Genomic DNA, 20,093 nt, shown 5'->3' with positions numbered 1-20,093 from the left:
TGCCTACCTTTGCACATGCTTGTTTTGGAAAAATTGGGAGTGCATTTCCCACAGGGTTATTTATTTGAGGATTGTTCAGCTCAGGTGAATCAAGGAGATCGAATTGGTTTAGTGGGTAAGAACGGTGCGGGGAAATCAACCCTGTTGAGATTAATCGCTCAAACTGAAAAGGCTACTGAGGGTCAAATCCACCGTCAGAGAGGTTTGGAAGTGGGTTTCCTAACTCAGGATATCGTGATCGATACAACCCAAAGTGTCTTTGATTATTTGTTTTTTTCCAACGAACAATTGAATCATTTGAGAAAACACATCGAGGAAATTAACTATCAATTGACAACACGAGAGGATTACGAAACTGAATCCTATTTGGAATTGTTGAATGATTTGAATGCAACCAACGATTTGTTCAATATCCATGATGGCTTCCAGTGGGAAGAGAAAATTGCATCGGTATTGGATGGATTGGGTTTCCACAAGGAAGATTTTGAAAAACCTTTGAATTCATTTTCAGGTGGATGGAAAATGAGAGCCGAGTTGGCTAAGATTTTGGTGAATCGACCGAATTTGCTTCTGCTGGATGAGCCGACGAATCACTTGGATATTGTTTCCATTCAGTGGTTGGAGAATTACCTGACAAAATTTGATGGTGCTGTAATCGTCATTTCCCACGACCGTTTGTTTTTGGATAATGTTACGAATAGAACCTGGGAAATTTCTTTCGGAAAGATCTTGGATTTCCCTTATGCTTATTCCAAGTACAAGGAATTGCGTTCGGAAGAATTGGATCGCTTGGCGGATGCAAAAAAACAGCAGGACAAAGAGATTAAACAAACACAGGAACTCATTGATAAGTTCCGTGCGAAAAAGAATAAAGCAGCCTTTGCTCAATCCTTGATCAAGAAATTGGATCGTACAGAACGGATTGAACTGGAAAGCGATGCGGTTGCCAAGATGAATATCTTCTTCCCATTGAATGTACAACCCGGAAAATGGGTGCTTGAAATGGAACATTTGGGGAAAGGGTACAATGGCAGAACCTTGTTCAAGGACATTTCGATTACGGTTGGAAGAGGAGAGAAAATTGCACTTCTTGGACCGAATGGTGTCGGTAAATCGACGCTGTTCAAATGCATGACCAAGGAAATTGATTTTGAAGGAAAAGTGGAATATGGACACAATGTCAAGATTACTTATTTTGCTCAGGATCAGGCGGAGCGTCTGAACAAGAATTTGACGATTTATGAAACTGTTGATTTGGTTGCATCCGGTGAAGTAAGAAAAGACTTGAGATCCATTTTGGGAGCATTCCTGTTCTCGGGAGAAGACATCGATAAGAAAGTAGGTGTTTTGTCGGGAGGAGAACGAACGCGTCTGGCACTTTGTCAATTGCTTTTGAGCCCTTCAAACGTTTTGATTCTGGATGAGCCGACGAATCACTTGGATATTCAGAGCAAGCAAGTACTGAAAAAAGCATTGTTGCAGTATGAGGGAACGTTCTTAATCGTTTCTCACGACCGGGAATTTTTGGATGGTTTGACGAATCGTATCTGGGATATTGAAAATCAGACATTGAAGATTCACCATTTTGGGGTTTACGAATACCTGCAACGTAAAATGGCTTTAGCGGCACCTGCTAAAAAGTCCGAGGCAAAAATCGTTCAGAAGGAAGTGGTTGCCGAGCAACCGGTGAAAGCACAATCCCAGGAAGATCGGAAAGAGCAAAAACGCAAGAAGAATCAGCTTCAAACGAAAGTGAAACAGCACGAAGACCGTGTTCAGGAATTGGAGAAAGAAGTGAAATTATTGGAAGATCAATTGGCTACTATGGACTTCACGGACTCTGCTAAAACTGCTCCGGTTCTGAAAGCATTCGAAGAAGTAAAATCCAAATTGGATTATTATTCGGATTTATGGATGGAAGCAACGGAAGAATTGGAAAGTATACAAGATTAATATTTTGAGACATTAGACAAAAGATGGGAGACTAAAGACAAATCTGTCCATAGTCTTTTGTCTTCAGTCTTAAAATCTAAGAGAGATGAAAGGATTATTAGATAAAATGCGTGTTTCTTTTGAAGAACCGATTCAATATCAGTTGATTTTGAATGGGGAACCTCAAATTCGCATGAATGATTTGATTGGAAGTGAAATTCAATTGACCTGGACCGGGAAAATTACCTGTTCCAATTGCGGAAAGCAAACGAAGAACTCTTTTGGACAAGGTTTTTGTTTTCCTTGTTTTCAATCTGCACCACAAGCCGCCCCATGTATCATCAATCCGGAATTATGCAGAGCTCATTTGGGTGAAGGAAGAGATATCGAATGGGAAAATAAGCACCACAATCAACCGCATATTGTTTATCTCGCAGCTTCAGATAGTATCAAAGTCGGAGTAACACGCGCCGAACAAACAATGACACGGTGGATCGACCAGGGCGCTTCCAGTGCAATCATTCTTGCCGAAACTTCGAATCGTTATGAAGCAGGAATCATCGAGGTTGCTTTGAAGTCGTACATGACGGATAAAACAAACTGGCAGCGTATGCTAAAGAATGAGATCAATGACGAATTGGATCTGTTGGATGAAAAGGGAAGAGTGGAGGATTTATTGCCATTCGATATGCGTGATTTTGTGAGTATGGATGACACCATTATTTCATTGAATTATCCGGTTGAAAAATATCCCGTAAAGGTGAAAAGTGTGAGTTTTGACAAGACACCGGTCATTCGCGGAAAACTAGTGGGAATCAAAGGTCAGTATCTGATTTTCGACGACGAAACTGTACTGAATATCCGGAAACATACGAGCTACGAAATCGAATTTGCACACGATTAAGTTTTGAACTTTTGAATGTTGTAATTATTCTCGTTAATTTCTGCCAAAAAAGGAATCAAATCTTCTGAATCGTATTAATTTTAATACTTGTATAAAAACTATCAAACATGTTCGACAAAAACGAATTTAACAAGTACGCAACAAAGCATGTCGGAATTTCTAGCATGCATTTAGAAAGCTACATCGAATCTTCATTAACACCTTATATTATTGAAGAACGTCAGATGAATATGACACAAATGGACGTGTTTTCTCGTCTGATGATGGATCGGATCATTTTCCTGGGAACGGGTATCAATGATCAAGTCGCAAATATCATCAATGCACAATTGTTATTTTTGGAATCAGCTGATTCCAAGAAAGATATCCAAATCTATTTGAATTCACCGGGAGGATCTGTTTATGCAGGTTTGGGGATTTATGATACGATGCAGTATATCAAACCAGACGTTGCAACGATCTGTACCGGAATGGCTGCTTCAATGGGAGCTGTTTTGATGTGTGCAGGTGCTGAAGGAAAACGCTCAGCTTTGAAACATGCACGTGTAATGATTCACCAACCGCTTGGAGGAGCTCAAGGACAAGCTTCCGATATCGAGATCACAGCGCGTGAAATTCAGAAATTGAAAAAAGAATTGTACGACATTATTGCAACCCATTCGAAACAAACTTATGAAAAAGTTTGGGCAGATTCAGACCGGGATTACTGGATGACAGCTGCTGAAGCAAAAGATTACGGAATGGTAGACGAGATATTGCTTCGCAATCCAAAATAGTCTAACTTTGCATCATATTATCTAAGTCATCTCGATTAACTGATTGGGATGACTTTTTTGTCTATAAAAAGTAGAATATGTCAAAAAAAGAAACTTCTTGCTCGTTTTGTGGAAGACCCCGAAGTCAAGTAGGTTTATTAATAGCAGGATTGTCCGGTCATATTTGCGACCACTGTATTGCACAGGCAAAAGTGATCATTGAAGAAGATCAATCCACTAAAATCTCACCTGAAACAGCTCCAGTGAATGTCTTGAAACCACAAGATATCAAAGAACGTCTGGATGAATATGTGATTGGTCAGGATGATGCAAAGAAAACCCTTTCTGTTGCAGTATACAATCATTACAAGCGTTTGCACCAAACTAAGATCGAAGATGTTGAGATTGAAAAATCGAACGTGATTCTGGTAGGAAGAACGGGAACAGGAAAAACATTGTTGGCTAAGACCATTGCGAAAATGTTGAATGTTCCATTTTGTATTGCTGATGCAACGGTACTGACGGAAGCGGGTTATGTCGGAGAAGATGTGGAAAGTATTCTTTCCCGTTTATTACAAGCGGCAGACTACAATGTTCAGGCAGCACAGCATGGAATTGTATTCATTGATGAAATCGATAAGATCGCGCGTAAAAGTGACAACCCATCAATCACACGGGATGTTTCCGGTGAGGGGGTTCAGCAAGCGCTCTTGAAACTATTGGAAGGTTCCGTTGTGAACGTTCCACCACAAGGAGGAAGAAAGCATCCGGAGCAAAAAATGATCGCTATCGATACGAAGAATATCTTATTTGTTTGCGGGGGCGCTTTTGATGGGATTGAACGCATTATTGCACATCGTGTAAACAGACAGACAATCGGTTTCGGTTCCCAGGTTACTGAAAAAGTGGACGAAGATAATTTCCTGAAATACATCACTCCGACAGATGTCAAATCATTCGGATTGATTCCGGAGTTGATTGGTCGTTTCCCGGTATTGACTTACTTGGAACCTTTGGATGCAAAAAGCTTGAAACGAATCATCACAGAGCCTAAAAACGCAATTATCAAGCAATATATACGTTTATTTGAAATCGATGGAATTCGTTTGAAATTTGATGCGGATGTATTGGACTTTGTGGTTGAAAAGGCAATCGAATTCAAATTGGGAGCTCGTGGTTTGCGTTCCATTTGTGAGGCGATCCTTACCGATGCGATGTATGAATTGCCATCTAAAAATGAAACCGAGTTCAGAGTCGATCTGGAATATGCAAAAGCACAATTCTCCAAGAGTAAAGTTGCTCGATTGAAAGTAGCTTAAGGAATTTTATACTAAACACGTAGGGGCGCGATTAATCGCGTCCCTACGTGTTTTAGAACTATTTTTTTTAATGGATTCTAAACGAACAATACTTGATCACCGAACCTTTCGCGGTAAACAGCTGTTCATAATGTGTTTTGATATGTAAGATATCCCGGATAGTCGGGTCCAGATCTTCAGGCATGGATTGATACAGGTCCCAAGTCGATTCGATCAATTGATAGTTATGCTCCTGGATCTGTTCTTCGGTTGATTCGAACAACAAATCGGAATCCGTTTTCAAATGAATGATCCCTCCAGGTTTCAGAATGCGTCTATAACGCGAGATGAATTGTTCTGAAGTCAATCGTTTTCTCGGTTTAAGAGGTTGCGGATCTGAAAAGGTCAGCCAGATTTCATCCACTTCATTTTCCGTAAAATAAGAATCGATAAAATCAATTTTAGTTCGGAGGAATGCCACATTTGTCAGGTTTTCATCGATCGCTTCTTTTGCGCCAACGAACATACGGGAACCCTTGATGTCCACACCGATGAAATTCTTGTTTGGATAATGTTTTGCCAGTCCAACAGAATATTCGCCTTTTCCACAACCCAATTCCAAAACGATCGGATTATCATTTTTAAAGTAATCTTGCTGCCATTTTCCTTTCAATGGAAATGCTTCCTGCGGGTTTGGTTCCAAAGTCGGTTCGAACACATTGTTCCACAATTTCATTTCCGCAAAGCGTCTCAGTTTATTCTTTCCCATAAATCGGTGCAAAAATACACATTCCAAGTCAAAGTTTTTTGTTGAATTTTTCTCAAACCGTAGCAAGTAATCGGTGCAATATGTACATTTACACTTTAATACAAACATCTTATGTCAAAGCAGCATCATCACGCGCTTTCGTTCGCGGGATTGATTATCACAGTCGGGATTATCTTCGGAGATATCGGTACCTCACCACTTTATGTTCTAAAGGCAATAACAAACGCAGATCCTATCAGAGATGCCCATGGGCACCTGATTGAGCGGGGTAAATTGATTACCGATCAACTGATTATGGGTGCTTTGTCTTGTATTTTTTGGACATTGACATTACAGACAACCATCAAGTATGTGATTATTACTCTTCGTGCAGATAATAAAGGTGAAGGAGGAATTTTCTCATTGTACACATTGGTTCGTCGGAAAAAGAAATGGTTGGTTATTCCGGCAATGATCGGGGGAGCTGCCTTACTTGCTGATGGAATCATTACCCCACCGATTTCGGTTTCTTCTGCTATTGAGGGATTGGCTTACATTCCTTCCATGAAGCATATTCCAATCACACCGATTGTGATGGCTATTATTGTCTTGATTTTTGTCATACAGCAGTTTGGTACTAAATTCATTGGAAGGGCTTTTGGACCGGTGATGATGATCTGGTTCCTGATGTTGGGTCTGGTCGGGATATTGTCTTTGAGTGCCGATCCGTCTATTTTAAAGGCGCTGAATCCATATTATGCTTATGATTTATTGACTCATTATCCAAAAGGTTTTTGGTTGTTGGGAGCGGTGTTCTTATGTACAACCGGAGCGGAAGCATTGTATTCAGATTTGGGACATTGTGGAAAGGAAAATATTCGGGTGAGCTGGATTTTTGTTAAAAGTATGTTGATTATCAATTACTTTGGGCAAGGGGCTTATCTGTTGAGTAAGCATAGTGATCAGTATATTTTCGAGGAGAATCCATTTTATATGATTGTGCCGGAATGGTTTAAACTACCGGCGATTATCATTGCAACTGCTGCGGCTATTGTGGCATCCCAAGCATTGATCTCCGGATCATTTACGCTAATTAATGAAGCTATTCGATTGAATCTCTGGCCGCGCGTGAAAGTGAATTTCCCATCGGATATCAAAGGACAATTGTACATCCCATCAATCAATTGGTTTTTAATGTTTGGTTGTTTGGGAGTTGTCTGGGTTTTCAGGAAGTCTGAAAACATGGAAGCTGCTTACGGGCTGTCAATCGTATTGGCAATGATCAGTACCTCCGTCTTGTTGATATTCTATATGGCTAAGAAACATTGGAACCCGATATTCAGGTATCTGATGATTACCATATTTCTTTTTATCGAAGGTGGATTTGCTGTCGCGCAAGTGGAAAAATTCCCGGATGGAGGTTATATCACCTTGATGATTGCATCCTTGTTAATTGCAGTTATGTACATCATCTTTAAAAGCAAGATCATTCGGAATAGTATTATCGATTTTGTGAAGGTGAAAAGTTACCTGCCGATTTTGCAGAAGCTTTCAATAGATGATCAAATTCCTACCTATGCAACCCATTTGGTTTACCTGACCAGTGCTGAACGAATTGATGAAGTGGAATCGAAAGTATTCTATTCCATTTTGGAGCAGCAACCGAAACGTGCCGAACGTTACTGGTTTGTGCATGTTATCACAACAGATGAACCATACACGAAAGAATACAAAGTTACCAAGCATGATGAAAATGATTTGATTCGAATTGATTTCAAACTCGGATTCCGGATTCAGCCGAAATTGGATACGATGTTCAAACAAGTGGTGGAAGAATTGGTTCAGAATAAGGAGATTGAAATTCGTTCCAGATATGCTTGTGAGTACCATCACAGTGATCACATCGGTGATTTTAAATTCATTGTAATCCGTAAATTCTTGTCGAATGATAATGAGTTGCCTTGGTTCCATAAATTAATCATGAATGCTTATTTCTTCATCAAAAGCAGAAGTTTGTCGGAAAAGAATGAGTTCGGTTTGGATCCGAGTTCGTATGTGGAAGAGAATTTCCCTTATGTACTCTCGAAAGCAGCTCCAATCAATCTGAAACGAAGTGAGTAGCTAATGGTTCCGGCTAAACTAACTCAGGAACGGATCTTATTTGCATGCCTCGATTGGGGAAGTGGACATGTAGCCAGATCGATCTCGTTGTTGAAGCAGTTAGCCGATCAAGGAAATGAATTGGTTATTTGCTGCACGGAAAAACAGCAATCTATTTTTACATCATACGGAATTCCGGCGAAGTATATCCTTTCGGGTGGCTTCCAGTTTCGTTTCAAAGGAGATGGTAATTTCACTTCGGAAATGAGACGGAATGCACTTCGTTTTTCGCATTGGATCAGGCGGGAACAAAAACAAACAGAAAGGCTTGTTTCAGAACATCTGATTTCTCTCGTTTTATCCGATCATTGCTACGGTTTTCATTCGAATAAAGTACCTTCCATTTTCATTACACACCAGGTTTCACTGCCTCCTAAAGCAGGTTGGATCGCCCAGTGCATTCATCGGAAATGGATGAATCGATTCCAAGAGATCTGGATCATGGATAAAGCTGAAAAACGCTTGGCTGGGAAATTGAGCGAATCGAACAAGAAATCAAACTACATCGGGTTTTATTCCCGTTTCCAGGATCAGGAGATTACAGTTGTCCCGCATAAGATCGTAGGAATTGTAAGTGGTCCGGAACCCTATTCCGAGCAATTTTTTCATTGGATTATTGAAAAGTATGGGGCAGAGAACCTGGTTTTGATTTCTCCGAGAGTATATGCTGAAGTTCCTGAGAATATCAAGATCATTACGGATTGGAAACTGGCTGATGCTGAAATTGCTTCTTCAGAAACAATCGTTTCCAGAAATGGCTATTCGACCTTGATGGATTTGGAATTCCTGAAGAAAAAAGCCATTCTGATTCCTACACCAGGGCAGTTGGAGCAGGAGTATTTAGCCGCACTGCCACTGGGCAAATAGACACATGTCTATGTGTATTCGGGATTGGTAAAAGCTATCCTGATTTGGAATATTGTTTCGATTCACATAGACCAATTTCTAATGGTCTTAAACCATCATTACTTGATCGTAACTCCCCGCGAAGAAATCAGCGTATTCGAGTTGCCTTCGAATTTATCCAATGAAAACGTAAAGGTACTTCCGACACCAATCGTACTGCGAACAGAAATCGTTTGGTTGTGTGAATCCAGGATGTGCTTCACAATGGAAAGTCCAAGACCGGAGCCGCCTTCGTTTCGGTTTCTGCTTTTTTCAACGCGGTAAAAACGTTCGAATAGGCGTGGCAGTTCATGTGGTTCAATTCCGGGACCGTTATCCGATATTTCAATGGAAATGATATCATCTACTTCGTAAAAACGAATTTGAGTTTCGCCGTTTTCATTTCCGTATGATATGGAGTTGCTAATCAAATTAGTAAGTACCTGAGCTATTTTGCCACGATCTGCTTTCACCATGATTTCCTTGTGGTAATCTTTGGCAAACCGCAATTTAATATGCTTTTCCTGAGCGCGTAATTCTAACCCGTCCATTACTTCTTTCGCCAGATCTTTCAAGTCGAACGGGCGCAAATCCATTTTCAGGTCGTTGACCTCCAATTTGGTCAATTCATCCAAATCATTCAGGATATTGGTCATGCGATCAATCGCCTTGGAAGCTCTTTCCAAAAACATACGATTGACTCTTTCATCTTCCAATCCGCCTTCCAATAAGGTCAAAACATATCCTTGAATTGAAAATACGGGTGTTTTTAACTCGTGAGCCAGGTTTCCGATAAACTCCCGTCTGAATTTATCCTGTTCCTGAAGCTGGGTGATTTCAGATTTACGTTGTTCGCTCCATTTTTTAGAATCACTTTCAGCATTACCAATAATATCTTTCGACATATTGATGTATAGTTTTTCTTCAGAGGATGTTTTTCCCTTCCGAATGGAACGATAAAGAATGCGTAATCGATTGTAAATGAATTCGCGAAAAAGAAAATGAAAGGCAGTAAAAGTTGCCAATGACCCGAAAAGAACGATTGAAATAAAAGGTCCAACCGGAATGGGAGAAAAGAAGTTAATAATTAGGAGAATGAGTGTTAAACAAACTGCAACAATGACACTTCCTATAAGAACAATGGTAAACGGATTTAATTTTTTCACTTTTCAGAAAATGTATAACCAACACCTTTAATGGTACGAATATACGATTCTCCTAGTTTCTCTCTTAATTTTCTGATATGAACATCAATCGTTCGTTCACCTACAATTGTTTCGTCACCCCAAACAGTTGTCAGAATTTGTTCACGTGTAAAGACTTTTCCAGGTCTTGAAGCAAGCAATTCAATCAATTCAAATTCCTTCTTAGGTAATTGAATTTCTTCGTCATTCATGTATACCAGGAATTTTTCGCGGTTCACAGTGATGGAAGATGTCTTGATTTCCGCTTCACCGCCATTGATACGTCCAGCTCTTCTAAGCAAGGCTTCCACTTTTGAAACCAATAAACGTGGTCTGATCGGTTTGGTGATGTAATCATCGGCTCCAGCTTCGAAACCGGCTACTTGTGAATAGTCTTCAGCTCTTGAAGTTAAGAAAGCGATTAATGGTGAATTCAGTTGAAGATCTTGTCGAATAGTCTGACAAGCTTCAATTCCATCCATTCTTGGCATCATCACATCCATTAAAATCAAATCGGGAGAAACTTTCTGTGCCATCTGAACTCCTTCAAGTCCATCGTTGGCAACAAATACTTTATATCCTTCCCGCTCCAGATTATACTGTAAAAATTCCAGAATATCTTTTTCGTCATCCACTAAAAGTATGGTTTGTCCCTTACTTATTTGCATTGTGCTCCTTGTTAATGTTTGAGCAAAAGTATCCTTGATAGTTTCCTTAATAATTACTGATGTGTTACGAAATAATTAATTAATACCGGACGAATTATTTTAATGTTAAGGATTTGCTTCATTGGAATAAGCTCTTACGAAGAAAAAGGATTGATTAACTTTGCAGTATGACATTTCGATATGCCCTAGAACTCGCTTATCGCGGTACGAATTATCATGGTTGGCAAATCCAACCGAATGCATCTTCCGTGCAGGAAGAAATTGAAAAAAGATTGACCCAATTGATGGGCAATATACCTGTTTCCGTGGTTGGTTGCGGAAGAACGGATACGGGGGTTCATGCTTCTTATTATGTATTGCATTTTGATAGTGATAAAGAGCTGGATGTGAATCAGTTGGCGTATAAATTGAACAAGATGCTTCCGGGCGATATTTCCATCTTTTCAGCACGGCAAATGACAGCAGATTTTCATGCACGATTTTCTGCACTTTCACGAACCTATCATTACTTTATTCATCAAAAGAAAAACCCGTTTTCATTAGACAGTCTTCATGTCATATCGGAGCTTGATTTTGATGCGATGAATAGAGCGGCTAATTACTTGTTGGGGAAGCAGGATTTCACTTCTTTTTCAAAACTCCATACAGATGTGAAAACAAATATTTGTACGGTTTCCGAAGCAAGTTGGAGTCAAATCACGAAAGATACCTGGTGTTTTGAAATAAAAGCGGACCGGTTTCTACGAAATATGGTCCGGGCAGTCGTAGGAACGCTGCTTGAAGTTGGTTATGGAAACCTACAGGAAAGCGAACTTTTGACTATTATAGAATCGAAGGATCGTGGGAAAGCGAAACTTTCAGTTCCGGCTCACGGTTTATTTTTGGTGGATATCCGGTATCCGGATTTTTCAGTGAGTAAAAAGTAAGTTGGATATCTTGTGATATAAGAGGTGAGTGGAACCAAGGTAACGATTTCTATTCCGATATTCAGCAAGTATCGACGCGATTAATTAAAGGGCCGAATTTGGCGCTAATTAACAAGGTAGTTCTAAAAAAAGAAATAACTTTGCGCCGAAGAAAAACTGAAACCTTAAGAATGAAACTTTACTGCCTAATTATCACCCTTTTTCTTGGGAATATTTTGTTTGCTCAAGAGAAAATTGAGTTCTTGAAAGTTCCCAAAGACGCCCAGAAAACGACAAAAGCATTGAGCTCCTATCTGACCAAAAATTTGGTGGATGACAGCACGAAAGCCGCACATATTTATCAATGGGTCACTCACAATATTTCATACGATTACAAAGCTATTGAAAGTGGGAAACCACTGGAATATAAATCTGCCGGTGCGGTTTTGAAAGCTAAAAACACAGTTTGTCAAGGTTATAGTGCATTGACAGTGGAATTATTGAAAAATGCAGGTATTGAGGCAACAACGGTTGAAGGGTATACCGCCCAATTTCTATCTGATTCAATTCCTTTGATAGCAAGTTCAGATCATGAATGGATTGCTTTTAAGATAGATCGCAGTTGGTATTTGTCCGATCCGACTTGGGATGCAGGGTATATTGGACGCATTCCAAAATATAAGGAGGACCTGTTGAAAAAGGAAAAGATCACCTTGAAAAGAGGGAAGAAACTGGCGAAAATTAAGAAAGAGAAGCGCAAGAAGGTAAAACAGTTCAAGTGGGACAAAAAAGATAAGAAGAAGGAAGAAAAGGCTGAAAAAATGCGCGGATCGTATAAATCGGATATTGGATTTGTGCGTTATCCCTCTCTTGAAAATTTCATGGTCGAACCGGATTTGTTTGTTCAATCCCATTTGCCTTCTCAACCTGAATTTCAATTGAGAAAATACCCTGTTTCAATAGAGGACTTCACCAGAAGAACAAAAGATTGGGATACGATTCTTTCGCGTGAAAAAGGAAAGTCGGTGGATTTTGATAGTTACGTTTCCGATTACAGCTCGTTGAACCTCAATGACAAATGGATCAAAGTTGCGAAGGATGGGTTGAAGTTTAATCCGGCTAATTACAGCTCCATGACTGTTCATCACTTCAATTATTTGGGTTTACACTTAAATGAGAAGTTTCGGAAATCTTTTGAGATTATCGAGAAGGATCAACTGCACGAAGAGTTTGTAAACCTTCGGGATATCAATGATAGCGTAGCGCTTTACAGTAAAATGTCGAAGAAAATCAATAAGACAGCTTACGGAATAAGCAAGCGAATCATCTCGAATGAGACAAAGATCTTTAAAACCACCGACAAAGCTGCGAATAGCATGGTGAAAAAAGTATTGTCCGAACAGAAGAAAAATGTGACGCAATTAGGAAAGGAAAAATCCAGAATTTCAAAGGACATCGCGTTTGTTCGGGAGAAAATGGGAAAATTGATGGTAGAATCAAGTAGCTATTCGACCCCTTCTAATTTTGATTCGACTCTGGTTCCTCCTTCTTTTGGTCAATGGAAAGACAGTTTGTTTCATTCCATTCTGAGAATTGACAGTTTGAGAAAGAATTGGGATGCATTGGCTCATCAGGATAAAACTTATGAAAACCGATTCAAATCATTGAAAGTTGCTTATGAAATGAGCTATACGAATCTACAAATTCTCAATTCAGCTCCGATTTACTACAGTGATTCCATTATTCTTTATGATTCTCAAATTGCGGATGGTTTGACAAATCTATACCGCTTTCACAAAGAAACGTATGATTCATTGATGTATCCTGCTGAGATCAATAAGGAATACAAGACCTTGGAAAAATTGATCAAAAGAGGTACAATCGGACTGAAAGGCTATGGAAAGAAGAATCCGAATTACAAATATGGGGAGATGAACAAATACCTGAATGGCTTAAATTATCAGGTTTTGACATTGATAGAAACGGATTTGAGAACCTTTTATTCGGATCGGGCAGAACTGGTGAGATTGGAAGATTATTACGAAGAACATTATCATACGATCCAAAAAAACCTGGAGAAAGAAAAGGAATTCAAGGAGAAAAATGCCGAACACAATTTTGAGGTGCTTGAAAAGAACAAGAAACGCACGGATGAGATGTTCGATAAAATTTTGAAGTCCAGCGAAAAAACAGAAGAGTTTTTTCAGAAAACATTAGGTAGTAGACCAAGATGATTTGCTTGTAAAATTTGGTGGGCACGCGATTAATCGCGTGCCCACATTTTTTTGGATGTTTATTTATTCTACAATTACAATGTAATTATTCTTTTTTCCTTTGCCTAGCAGGATGAATTTTTCATTGATCAGGTCGCTTGGACCAACCAATGTTCCTTCACTGACTTTATCCTTGTTTAAAGAAATAGCATTTGCCTTTAATTCGCGTTTTGCTTCTCCATTGGAAGGAAGAAATCCGGTTTTAGCAGAAAGTAGGTCAACAATACTAATTCCTTCGGTTAATTCGGAACGCTTAATCGTTGCCATTGGAACGCCATCAAAAATGCTTAGGAAGGTATCATTTGATAATTTCTTCAGATCTTCAGATGTTGATTTTCCGAACAAGATATTGGAAGCTGCAATAGCCATATCCAAGGCTTCTTTTCCATGTACACGAATGGTTACTTCTTCTGCAATTGCTTTTTGCAAAATGCGTAAATGAGGAGCTTCGTTGTGCTCTTTTTCAATTGCTTCGATTTCCTCTTTTGTTTTCAAGGTATAGAAACGGATCAATTTGGTAGCATCAGCATCAGTTGCATTTAACCAAAATTGGTAGAATGCGTAAGGACTCGTTTTTTCCGGATCCAACCAAACCGTTCCGGATTCTGTTTTCCCAAACTTTCCACCATCTGCTTTTGTTAATAGAGGACAAGTAAATGCGAATGCTTCTCCACCTGCAATCTTGCGTACCAATTCAGTTCCGGTAGTGATATTTCCCCATTGGTCTGAACCTCCGAATTGTACTTTCACATTATTGGATCTGTACAAATGCAAGAAATCGTATCCCTGGATCAATTGGTAAGAGAATTCGGTAAATGAAATTCCGGTTTCAATGCGTTTTTTTACGGAATCTTTCGCACTCATGTAATTCACGGTGATGTGTTTTCCTACATCACGGATAAACTCCAGGAATGAGAAATGACGCATCCAATCGAAGTTGTTTACCAATTCCGCTTTGTTTTCACCGGTTTCGAAATCCAGGAACTTGCGCAATTGTTTTTCAAAGCAAGCCACGTTGTGATTGAGGGTCTTTTCATCCAATAAATTGCGTTCTGCAGATTTTCCGGAAGGATCTCCAACCATTCCGGTTGCCCCACCAACCAAGGTGTAAGGTTTGTGTCCTGCCAATTGGAAATGTTTCAATAACATGATCGGAAGTAAATTCCCTACGTGCAGTGAATCGGAAGTCGGATCAAAGCCCACATAACCGGATGTCATTTCCTTAAGTAGTTGTTCTTCCAAACCGGGCATGATATCCTGTACCATTCCTCTCCATCTTAATTCTTCAATGACATTCTTTTTCATGTGTTCTTATTTATGCGCAAAAATAGAAGAAAAAGCGTAGCTTTTGATAACTGAACAAGCGTTAGTGCAGTTCAGCGAAGAGAATTAAATTAAAAAAAGAGTAGCTTTTGGATGTGAATTTCGCTTAGTGGAAATCAAAAGAACTAAAAAAGAGTATCTTCGACCATGCTTCAAACACGAAAAGAAATAGCGTTTCTGGTGATGGCCGGGATTTTCATCACCAGTGCCATTGTAGCTGAATTAATTTCGGCAAAATTAGTTTACATGGGATCGTATTTGGCACCGATGATTGCCGGAATTGTTCCTTGGCCGGTTGTTTTTTTACTGACGGATGTCATGAATGAATATTTCGGAAAGCAGGCTGTTCGCAGATTGAGTTGGATTACAACAGGTTTGATCGCATTCTGTTTCCTGATCGTATATATTGCTGTTCAACTTCCTACCGCAGAAGGATCGTGGTTATCCGACAAGGAGTTTGCCAAGGCATTCGGTGGTTCCCTTTGGATTATGATTGGCAGTATTTGTGCATTCATTGTATCCCAACTACTGGATGTACAGCTCTTCCATTTTTTCAGTAAGCTGACCAAAGGAAAAATGATCTGGTTGAGAAGTACCGGTTCAACTGTCGTTTCGCAATTGGTAGATTCCTTTATTGTCGCACTGATCGGATTATATCTTTCCGGGGCTTATCCCTTGAAAATGGTACTTATTCTGGCAATTACCGGATACCTGACCAAATTAGTAATCGCAGTTTGCCTCACACCCTTGATTTATGTCATGCACTATTTAGCCAAGAGTATTCTGGGAGAGAGAAAAGAGCATGTTATTCCCGATACGAATTAAGCAAAACAACTCTTTTTAATTGATTATATGAATAAACCTCGTGATCTTTGTGCACCTCGTGGTGAAAATAACCACTAAGAGCACAAAGGACACGAAGAATGTTTTTTCCCTTTTTGACACAATTAGTGATCGCGGTTTGCCTTACACCCTTGATTTATTTGATGCATTATTTAGCCCGAAAAATATTGGGTGAAAAACCAGCTAATAGTTAGATAATTAACAGATTGTTTCAACGAAAAGTTTATATTTAGTGCGAATTCATCGAAATGATGAAGGGATTTTATTTACTAAAACACTATTTATGAAGAAGTTAATCGCTGAATTTATTGGGACCTTTTGGTTGGTATTGGGAGGTTGCGGAAGTGCTGTTCTGGCAGCAGGGTTTCCTGAACTGGGAATCGGATTTGTTGGAGTTTCCATCGCTTTTGGTTTAACCGTTTTGACGATGGCCTATGCAATCGGACATATTTCCGGTTGTCATCTGAATCCTGCTGTGACTGTTGGTCTTTGGGTTGGTGGCAGATTTGAAGGAAAGGATGTGTTTCCTTACATCGCTTCACAAGTGCTGGGAGGAATAGCCGGAGCCGGGGTTTTGTATTTGATTGCAAGCGGAAAATCGGATTTTGAATTGGGTGGATTTGCTGCGAATGGTTTTGGCAAGCATTCTCCCGGAGGTTATAACATGCAATCCGCATTGATAACCGAAGTCGTCATGACTTTTGCCTTTTTGATCATCATTTTAGGAACGACTCATAAAAAAGCATCTGCCGGTTTTGCAGGAATGGCAATCGGTTTGGGATTAACTTTGATTCACTTAATTAGTATTCCGGTCACCAATACTTCTGTAAATCCTGCTAGAAGCACAAGTCAGGCAATTTTTGTGCAAGGTTGGGCGATGGAGCAATTGTGGTTGTTTTGGGTAGCCCCGATTGCAGGAGCAATTATAGCCGGTTTGGTATACAAGTACCTGGCACCGAATAACGAGTAAAATCAATAGCACTATATAAAATAAAGGCTCTGAAAATCATTTCGGAGCCTTTTTAGTTCATTAAAGTATCGATCAATTTATTTCGTCAATGTTTTGAAGACTTCTTCCAATGATTTTTCTTCTGTTCTTAGAGTGAGAACAAGTAAGTCGTTTTTCTGAGCAAATTGGGCAACAGTTTTACGTAAATCATCCAAAGATTGGCTTTCGATGAGGTATTTGGAATCCGTAACGCGTTCAATTTTGGAAACACCCGGAATTTTCTGAAGTAAGTTTTTGGTGACTGCACCGTCAAATTCTGCATAGACCACTTGCGTATCGGTTGCATGTTGCAGGTTCGAAGATAAATTATCCGCAACCAATTTCCCTTGTCGGATGATGACTACACGGTCGCAAATTGCTTCTACTTCTTGCAGAATATGGGTGGAAAGCATCACGGTTTTTTCCTTTCCGATACGTCTGATCAGTTCACGGATCTCCACCAATTGGTTTGGATCCAGACCTGAAGTCGGTTCATCTAAAATTAACACGTCCGGGTTGTGTATGATTGCTTGAGCCAGTCCCACACGTTGGCGGTAACCTTTGGAAAGCATTCCGATTTTTTTGTTTTGCTCGACTTCCAGACCAACCAATTTGATCATTTCCTTTACGCGCTCCTTCAAGTTCTTTATCTTGTAGATCTTCCCTACAAATTCCAGGTATTCTTTGACATACATGTCCAGATACAAAGGGTTGTTTTCAGGAAGGTAACCAATGCGTTTTCTCGTTTCAATGGAGTCTACGGAAACAGGAATTCCACAAACACTGATTTCTCCCTGAGATGCAGGAATAAAACCGGTAATCATTTTCATTGTTGTTGATTTACCAGCTCCGTTTGGTCCCAAGAAACCAATGATTTCACCTTTCCCAACTGAAAAAGTAATATCGTTCACTGCTGCTTGTTCACCGTAATATTTGGAAAGGTTTTTTACTTCAATTGACATAATGAAAACTTTGGCTACGAAGATAACGAATGGGAATGGAATAAAGTTGGTTTTACAGAACAAACACGATGAAATGATCCGGCAAAAATCCGTTTTTGAAATTTAATCGCAAAGAAGCAAAGAAGCAAAGGAGGAATGAACAAAACTCTGCGCTCCTCCATTCTTTGCGGTTCAAAATTAGCGATATGCATAGTGTGAAGTGTTTTTTACACTAGCAGATAAATGATTTTTGATGATCATTTTACAATCCCTTTCGGTAATTTTGTTCCATGAGTGATGAACATCGCGGAAGGGTTTTGAAATCTACAGGGAAATGGTACCAGGTTCTGATGCCAACCGGAGAAGTTGTGGAGTGCAGGGTCCGTGGAAAAATGAAATTGCAAGAATTGAAAACCACCAATCCGATAGCGGTTGGTGATATTGTTATTCTGGATCCCAAAGGCGATGAAGAAGGAAAACGCGTAATTGTGGATTACGAATTGCGCGAAAATTACATCGTAAGGAAGAGCACGAACCTGAGCAAGCAAATGCACATTTTGGCTGCAAATATTGATCGTGCATACCTCATGGTGACCTTGAAACATCCCGAAACTCATTTTGTATTTATCGACCGGTTCTTAGTGGCAGCTGAGTCTTTTCGGATTCCTACAACCTTGATTTTTAATAAGGTTGATTTGTTGGATGATGAAGGCTTATTGGATTTGAAGGCAATCATGTTCATGTATGAATCCGTTGGTTACTCTTGTCACGCTATTTCGGCTACCAACCAAAAAGATATAGAATTCCTTAGGGAAGAAATCAAAGATCAGCAAGTGATGATCGCAGGTCATTCCGGAACCGGAAAAAGTACCTTGGTGAATGCTCTGGATCCGAATTTGGACTTGCGTGTCGGAGAAATTTCTTCTGCACACCACCAGGGGCAACATACCACCACCTTTGCAGAAATGCATCCTTTGCAATCGGGAGGATTTATCATTGATACACCGGGGATTCGGGCTTTCGGGATCGTGGATTTGGACAAGGAAGTGATTTCACATTATTTTCCGGAGATGCGCAAATTGATCGGGCAATGCAAGTTCCATAATTGTCAGCATTTGAATGAGCCGGCTTGCGCAGTGAAGGAAGCTTTAAAAACCGGAGAGATATACGAAAGTCGCTATTTCACGTATTTGCAGTTAATGACCGGCGATGATGACGATGTTCACCGAAGAAACAAGCGCGGATTGGAATAATGTAATTGAATACTTTGTGAGAATTGGTGATTTTTATTTTCCCACAGACGAGCACGGATGGACACTGAAGGATTGTATTGTGAAAAATAAGTAGTTAATAAATTGGTATTCATCCGTGTCCGCTTCAGCGGATCCGTGTTCCTCCGTGGGAAGTTCAATTCAGATAATTCGGAATTCGGAATTCGACATTCGGAATTATATTAAATTTGAGGATGCGACTAGTCATTCAACGGGTTTCCCAAGCAAGTGTAACAGTAGAAAATCAGGTTATCGGTCAAATTGGCTCCGGTTTATTGGTACTTCTGGGTATTGAACACGCCGATTCGGAAGAAGATGTGGATTGGTTGATTCAAAAAACCATTCAAATGCGCATTTTCCCGGATGAAGAAGGAAAGATGAATTGTTCGCTGCAAGATATTCAGGGCGAATTATTGGTAGTGAGTCAGTTTACACTTCACGCATCCACAAAAAAAGGAAACAGACCCAGTTTTATAGCTGCTGCAAGACCTGAACAGGCAATTCCCTTGTATGAATCATTCATTCAGAAGGCCGAGGTGGCTTTGGGGAAATCAGTTCAAACAGGATCTTTCGGAGCAGATATGAAAGTAAGTTTACTGAATGACGGGCCGGTCACTATCATCATTGATTCAAAAAATAAAGAGTAATGGAAATTTCGGAAGCACAAAAGAAGGTGGATCAATGGATCAAAGAAGTTGGTGTTCGCTATTTTAATGAACTGACCAACATGGCGATGCTTACCGAAGAGGTGGGGGAAGTTGCCCGGATCATTGCGCGCAGGTATGGCGAACAAAGCGAAAAAGAAAGTGATAAGGGCAAGGATCTCGGAGATGAATTGGCAGATGTGCTTTTTGTATTGATTTGTCTGGCGAATCAAACCGGTGTCGATTTGGAGGAAGCATTGGAGAAAAACCTGGCTAAGAAAACGGGTAGGGATGCAACCAGACATCAAGAAAACAAGAAACTTCGCGATTAATCAATCATCCGGAATCTGTAACACAGGAATACTTTTTGC

18 protein-coding genes are annotated in these 20,093 nt (G+C 39.9%); 13 read left to right on the top strand and 5 right to left on the bottom strand.

Annotated elements, in window-relative coordinates; translation table 11 throughout:
• Positions 1-15 precede the first annotated feature (15 nt).
• From AAG807_RS06310 to clpX, 4 genes are all read left to right on the top strand, one after another.
• Positions 16-1,953 (top strand): ABC-F family ATP-binding cassette domain-containing protein, encoded by a 1,938-nt coding sequence (locus AAG807_RS06310; RefSeq protein WP_341901689.1) that lies wholly within the window; start codon positions 16-18, stop codon positions 1,951-1,953.
• Positions 1,954-2,038: 85 nt separating this feature from the next.
• Complete coding sequence (locus tag AAG807_RS06305; RefSeq protein ID WP_341901687.1) at positions 2,039-2,836, top strand: DUF2797 domain-containing protein; 798 nt, start codon at positions 2,039-2,041, stop codon at positions 2,834-2,836.
• Between the two features lie 107 nt (positions 2,837-2,943).
• Complete coding sequence (clpP, locus tag AAG807_RS06300) at positions 2,944-3,612, top strand: ATP-dependent Clp endopeptidase proteolytic subunit ClpP (protein WP_341901685.1); 669 nt, start codon at positions 2,944-2,946, stop codon at positions 3,610-3,612.
• A gap of 77 nt (positions 3,613-3,689) precedes the next feature.
• Complete coding sequence (clpX, locus tag AAG807_RS06295; protein WP_341901683.1) at positions 3,690-4,910, top strand: ATP-dependent Clp protease ATP-binding subunit ClpX; 1,221 nt, start codon at positions 3,690-3,692, stop codon at positions 4,908-4,910.
• Between the two features lie 67 nt (positions 4,911-4,977).
• Here clpX and trmB read toward each other — a convergent pair whose 3' ends face one another.
• Entirely contained in the window at positions 4,978-5,658 is a 681-nt protein-coding gene (gene trmB / locus AAG807_RS06290) for a tRNA (guanosine(46)-N7)-methyltransferase TrmB (protein WP_341901681.1), read from the bottom strand.
• 111 nt (positions 5,659-5,769) lie between these two features.
• On the opposite strand from trmB, the gene AAG807_RS06285 reads away from it, so the two are divergent.
• Entirely contained in the window at positions 5,770-7,758 is a 1,989-nt protein-coding gene (locus AAG807_RS06285) for a KUP/HAK/KT family potassium transporter (protein ID WP_341901680.1), read from the top strand.
• 3 nt (positions 7,759-7,761) lie between these two features.
• The gene (locus AAG807_RS06280) at positions 7,762-8,664 is read left to right on the top strand and encodes a hypothetical protein (RefSeq protein ID WP_341901679.1); all 903 of its coding nucleotides are present in this window, start codon (positions 7,762-7,764) and stop codon (positions 8,662-8,664) included.
• Positions 8,665-8,762: 98 nt separating this feature from the next.
• On the opposite strand, the gene AAG807_RS06275 is transcribed toward AAG807_RS06280, so the two are convergent.
• Positions 8,763-9,848, bottom strand: a complete 1,086-nt coding sequence (locus tag AAG807_RS06275) for an ATP-binding protein (protein ID WP_341901677.1) — start codon at positions 9,846-9,848, stop codon at positions 8,763-8,765.
• A complete protein-coding gene (locus AAG807_RS06270; RefSeq protein ID WP_341901676.1) occupies positions 9,845-10,534 on the bottom strand; it encodes a response regulator transcription factor in 690 nt (229 codons plus the stop codon). The genes AAG807_RS06275 and AAG807_RS06270 overlap by 4 nt, the downstream gene beginning before the upstream one ends.
• Positions 10,535-10,701: 167 nt before the next feature.
• On the opposite strand from AAG807_RS06270, the gene truA reads away from it, so the two are divergent.
• Together truA and AAG807_RS06260 are read left to right on the top strand one after the other, a co-directional pair.
• Complete coding sequence (truA, locus tag AAG807_RS06265; protein WP_341901675.1) at positions 10,702-11,460, top strand: tRNA pseudouridine(38-40) synthase TruA; 759 nt, start codon at positions 10,702-10,704, stop codon at positions 11,458-11,460.
• Between the two features lie 170 nt (positions 11,461-11,630).
• A complete protein-coding gene (locus AAG807_RS06260) occupies positions 11,631-13,673 on the top strand; it encodes a transglutaminase-like domain-containing protein (RefSeq protein ID WP_341901674.1) in 2,043 nt (680 codons plus the stop codon).
• Positions 13,674-13,736: 63 nt separating this feature from the next.
• Here the strand turns inward: AAG807_RS06260 and tyrS are convergent, their stop codons facing one another.
• A complete protein-coding gene (tyrS, locus tag AAG807_RS06255; RefSeq protein WP_341901673.1) occupies positions 13,737-15,017 on the bottom strand; it encodes a tyrosine--tRNA ligase in 1,281 nt (426 codons plus the stop codon).
• Positions 15,018-15,182: 165 nt separating this feature from the next.
• Here tyrS and AAG807_RS06250 point away from each other — a divergent pair, with 165 nt between their 5' ends.
• Entirely contained in the window at positions 15,183-15,860 is a 678-nt protein-coding gene (locus AAG807_RS06250; protein ID WP_341901671.1) for a queuosine precursor transporter, read from the top strand.
• Between the two features lie 277 nt (positions 15,861-16,137).
• Entirely contained in the window at positions 16,138-16,848 is a 711-nt protein-coding gene (aqpZ, locus tag AAG807_RS06245; RefSeq protein ID WP_341902003.1) for an aquaporin Z, read from the top strand.
• A gap of 77 nt (positions 16,849-16,925) precedes the next feature.
• On the opposite strand, the gene gldA is transcribed toward aqpZ, so the two are convergent.
• Positions 16,926-17,828, bottom strand: a complete 903-nt coding sequence (gene gldA / locus AAG807_RS06240) for a gliding motility-associated ABC transporter ATP-binding subunit GldA (RefSeq protein ID WP_341901669.1) — start codon at positions 17,826-17,828, stop codon at positions 16,926-16,928.
• A gap of 269 nt (positions 17,829-18,097) precedes the next feature.
• Here gldA and rsgA point away from each other — a divergent pair, with 269 nt between their 5' ends.
• The 3 genes from rsgA to AAG807_RS06225 all read left to right on the top strand — a co-directional run bounded on the left by rsgA (position 18,098) and on the right by AAG807_RS06225 (position 20,054).
• Positions 18,098-19,060: a ribosome small subunit-dependent GTPase A gene (gene rsgA, locus AAG807_RS06235; RefSeq protein ID WP_341901668.1), complete on the top strand. Its 963-nt coding sequence runs from the start codon at positions 18,098-18,100 to the stop codon at positions 19,058-19,060.
• A 212-nt stretch (positions 19,061-19,272) separates the two neighbouring features.
• The gene (gene dtd / locus AAG807_RS06230) at positions 19,273-19,725 is read left to right on the top strand and encodes a D-aminoacyl-tRNA deacylase (protein ID WP_341901666.1); all 453 of its coding nucleotides are present in this window, start codon (positions 19,273-19,275) and stop codon (positions 19,723-19,725) included.
• The gene (locus tag AAG807_RS06225) at positions 19,725-20,054 is read left to right on the top strand and encodes a nucleotide pyrophosphohydrolase (RefSeq protein ID WP_341901665.1); all 330 of its coding nucleotides are present in this window, start codon (positions 19,725-19,727) and stop codon (positions 20,052-20,054) included. The genes dtd and AAG807_RS06225 overlap by 1 nt, the downstream gene beginning before the upstream one ends.
• Positions 20,055-20,093 lie beyond the last annotated feature (39 nt).

The organism is Fluviicola taffensis DSM 16823, from assembly GCF_943372375.1.
In the GTDB taxonomy this organism is placed as follows: Bacteria; Bacteroidota; Bacteroidia; order Flavobacteriales_D; family Crocinitomicaceae; genus Fluviicola; species Fluviicola taffensis_A.
The sequence above is the reverse complement of the archived record's forward strand: the minus strand, read 5'-3'. Positions and strand labels throughout refer to the sequence as shown.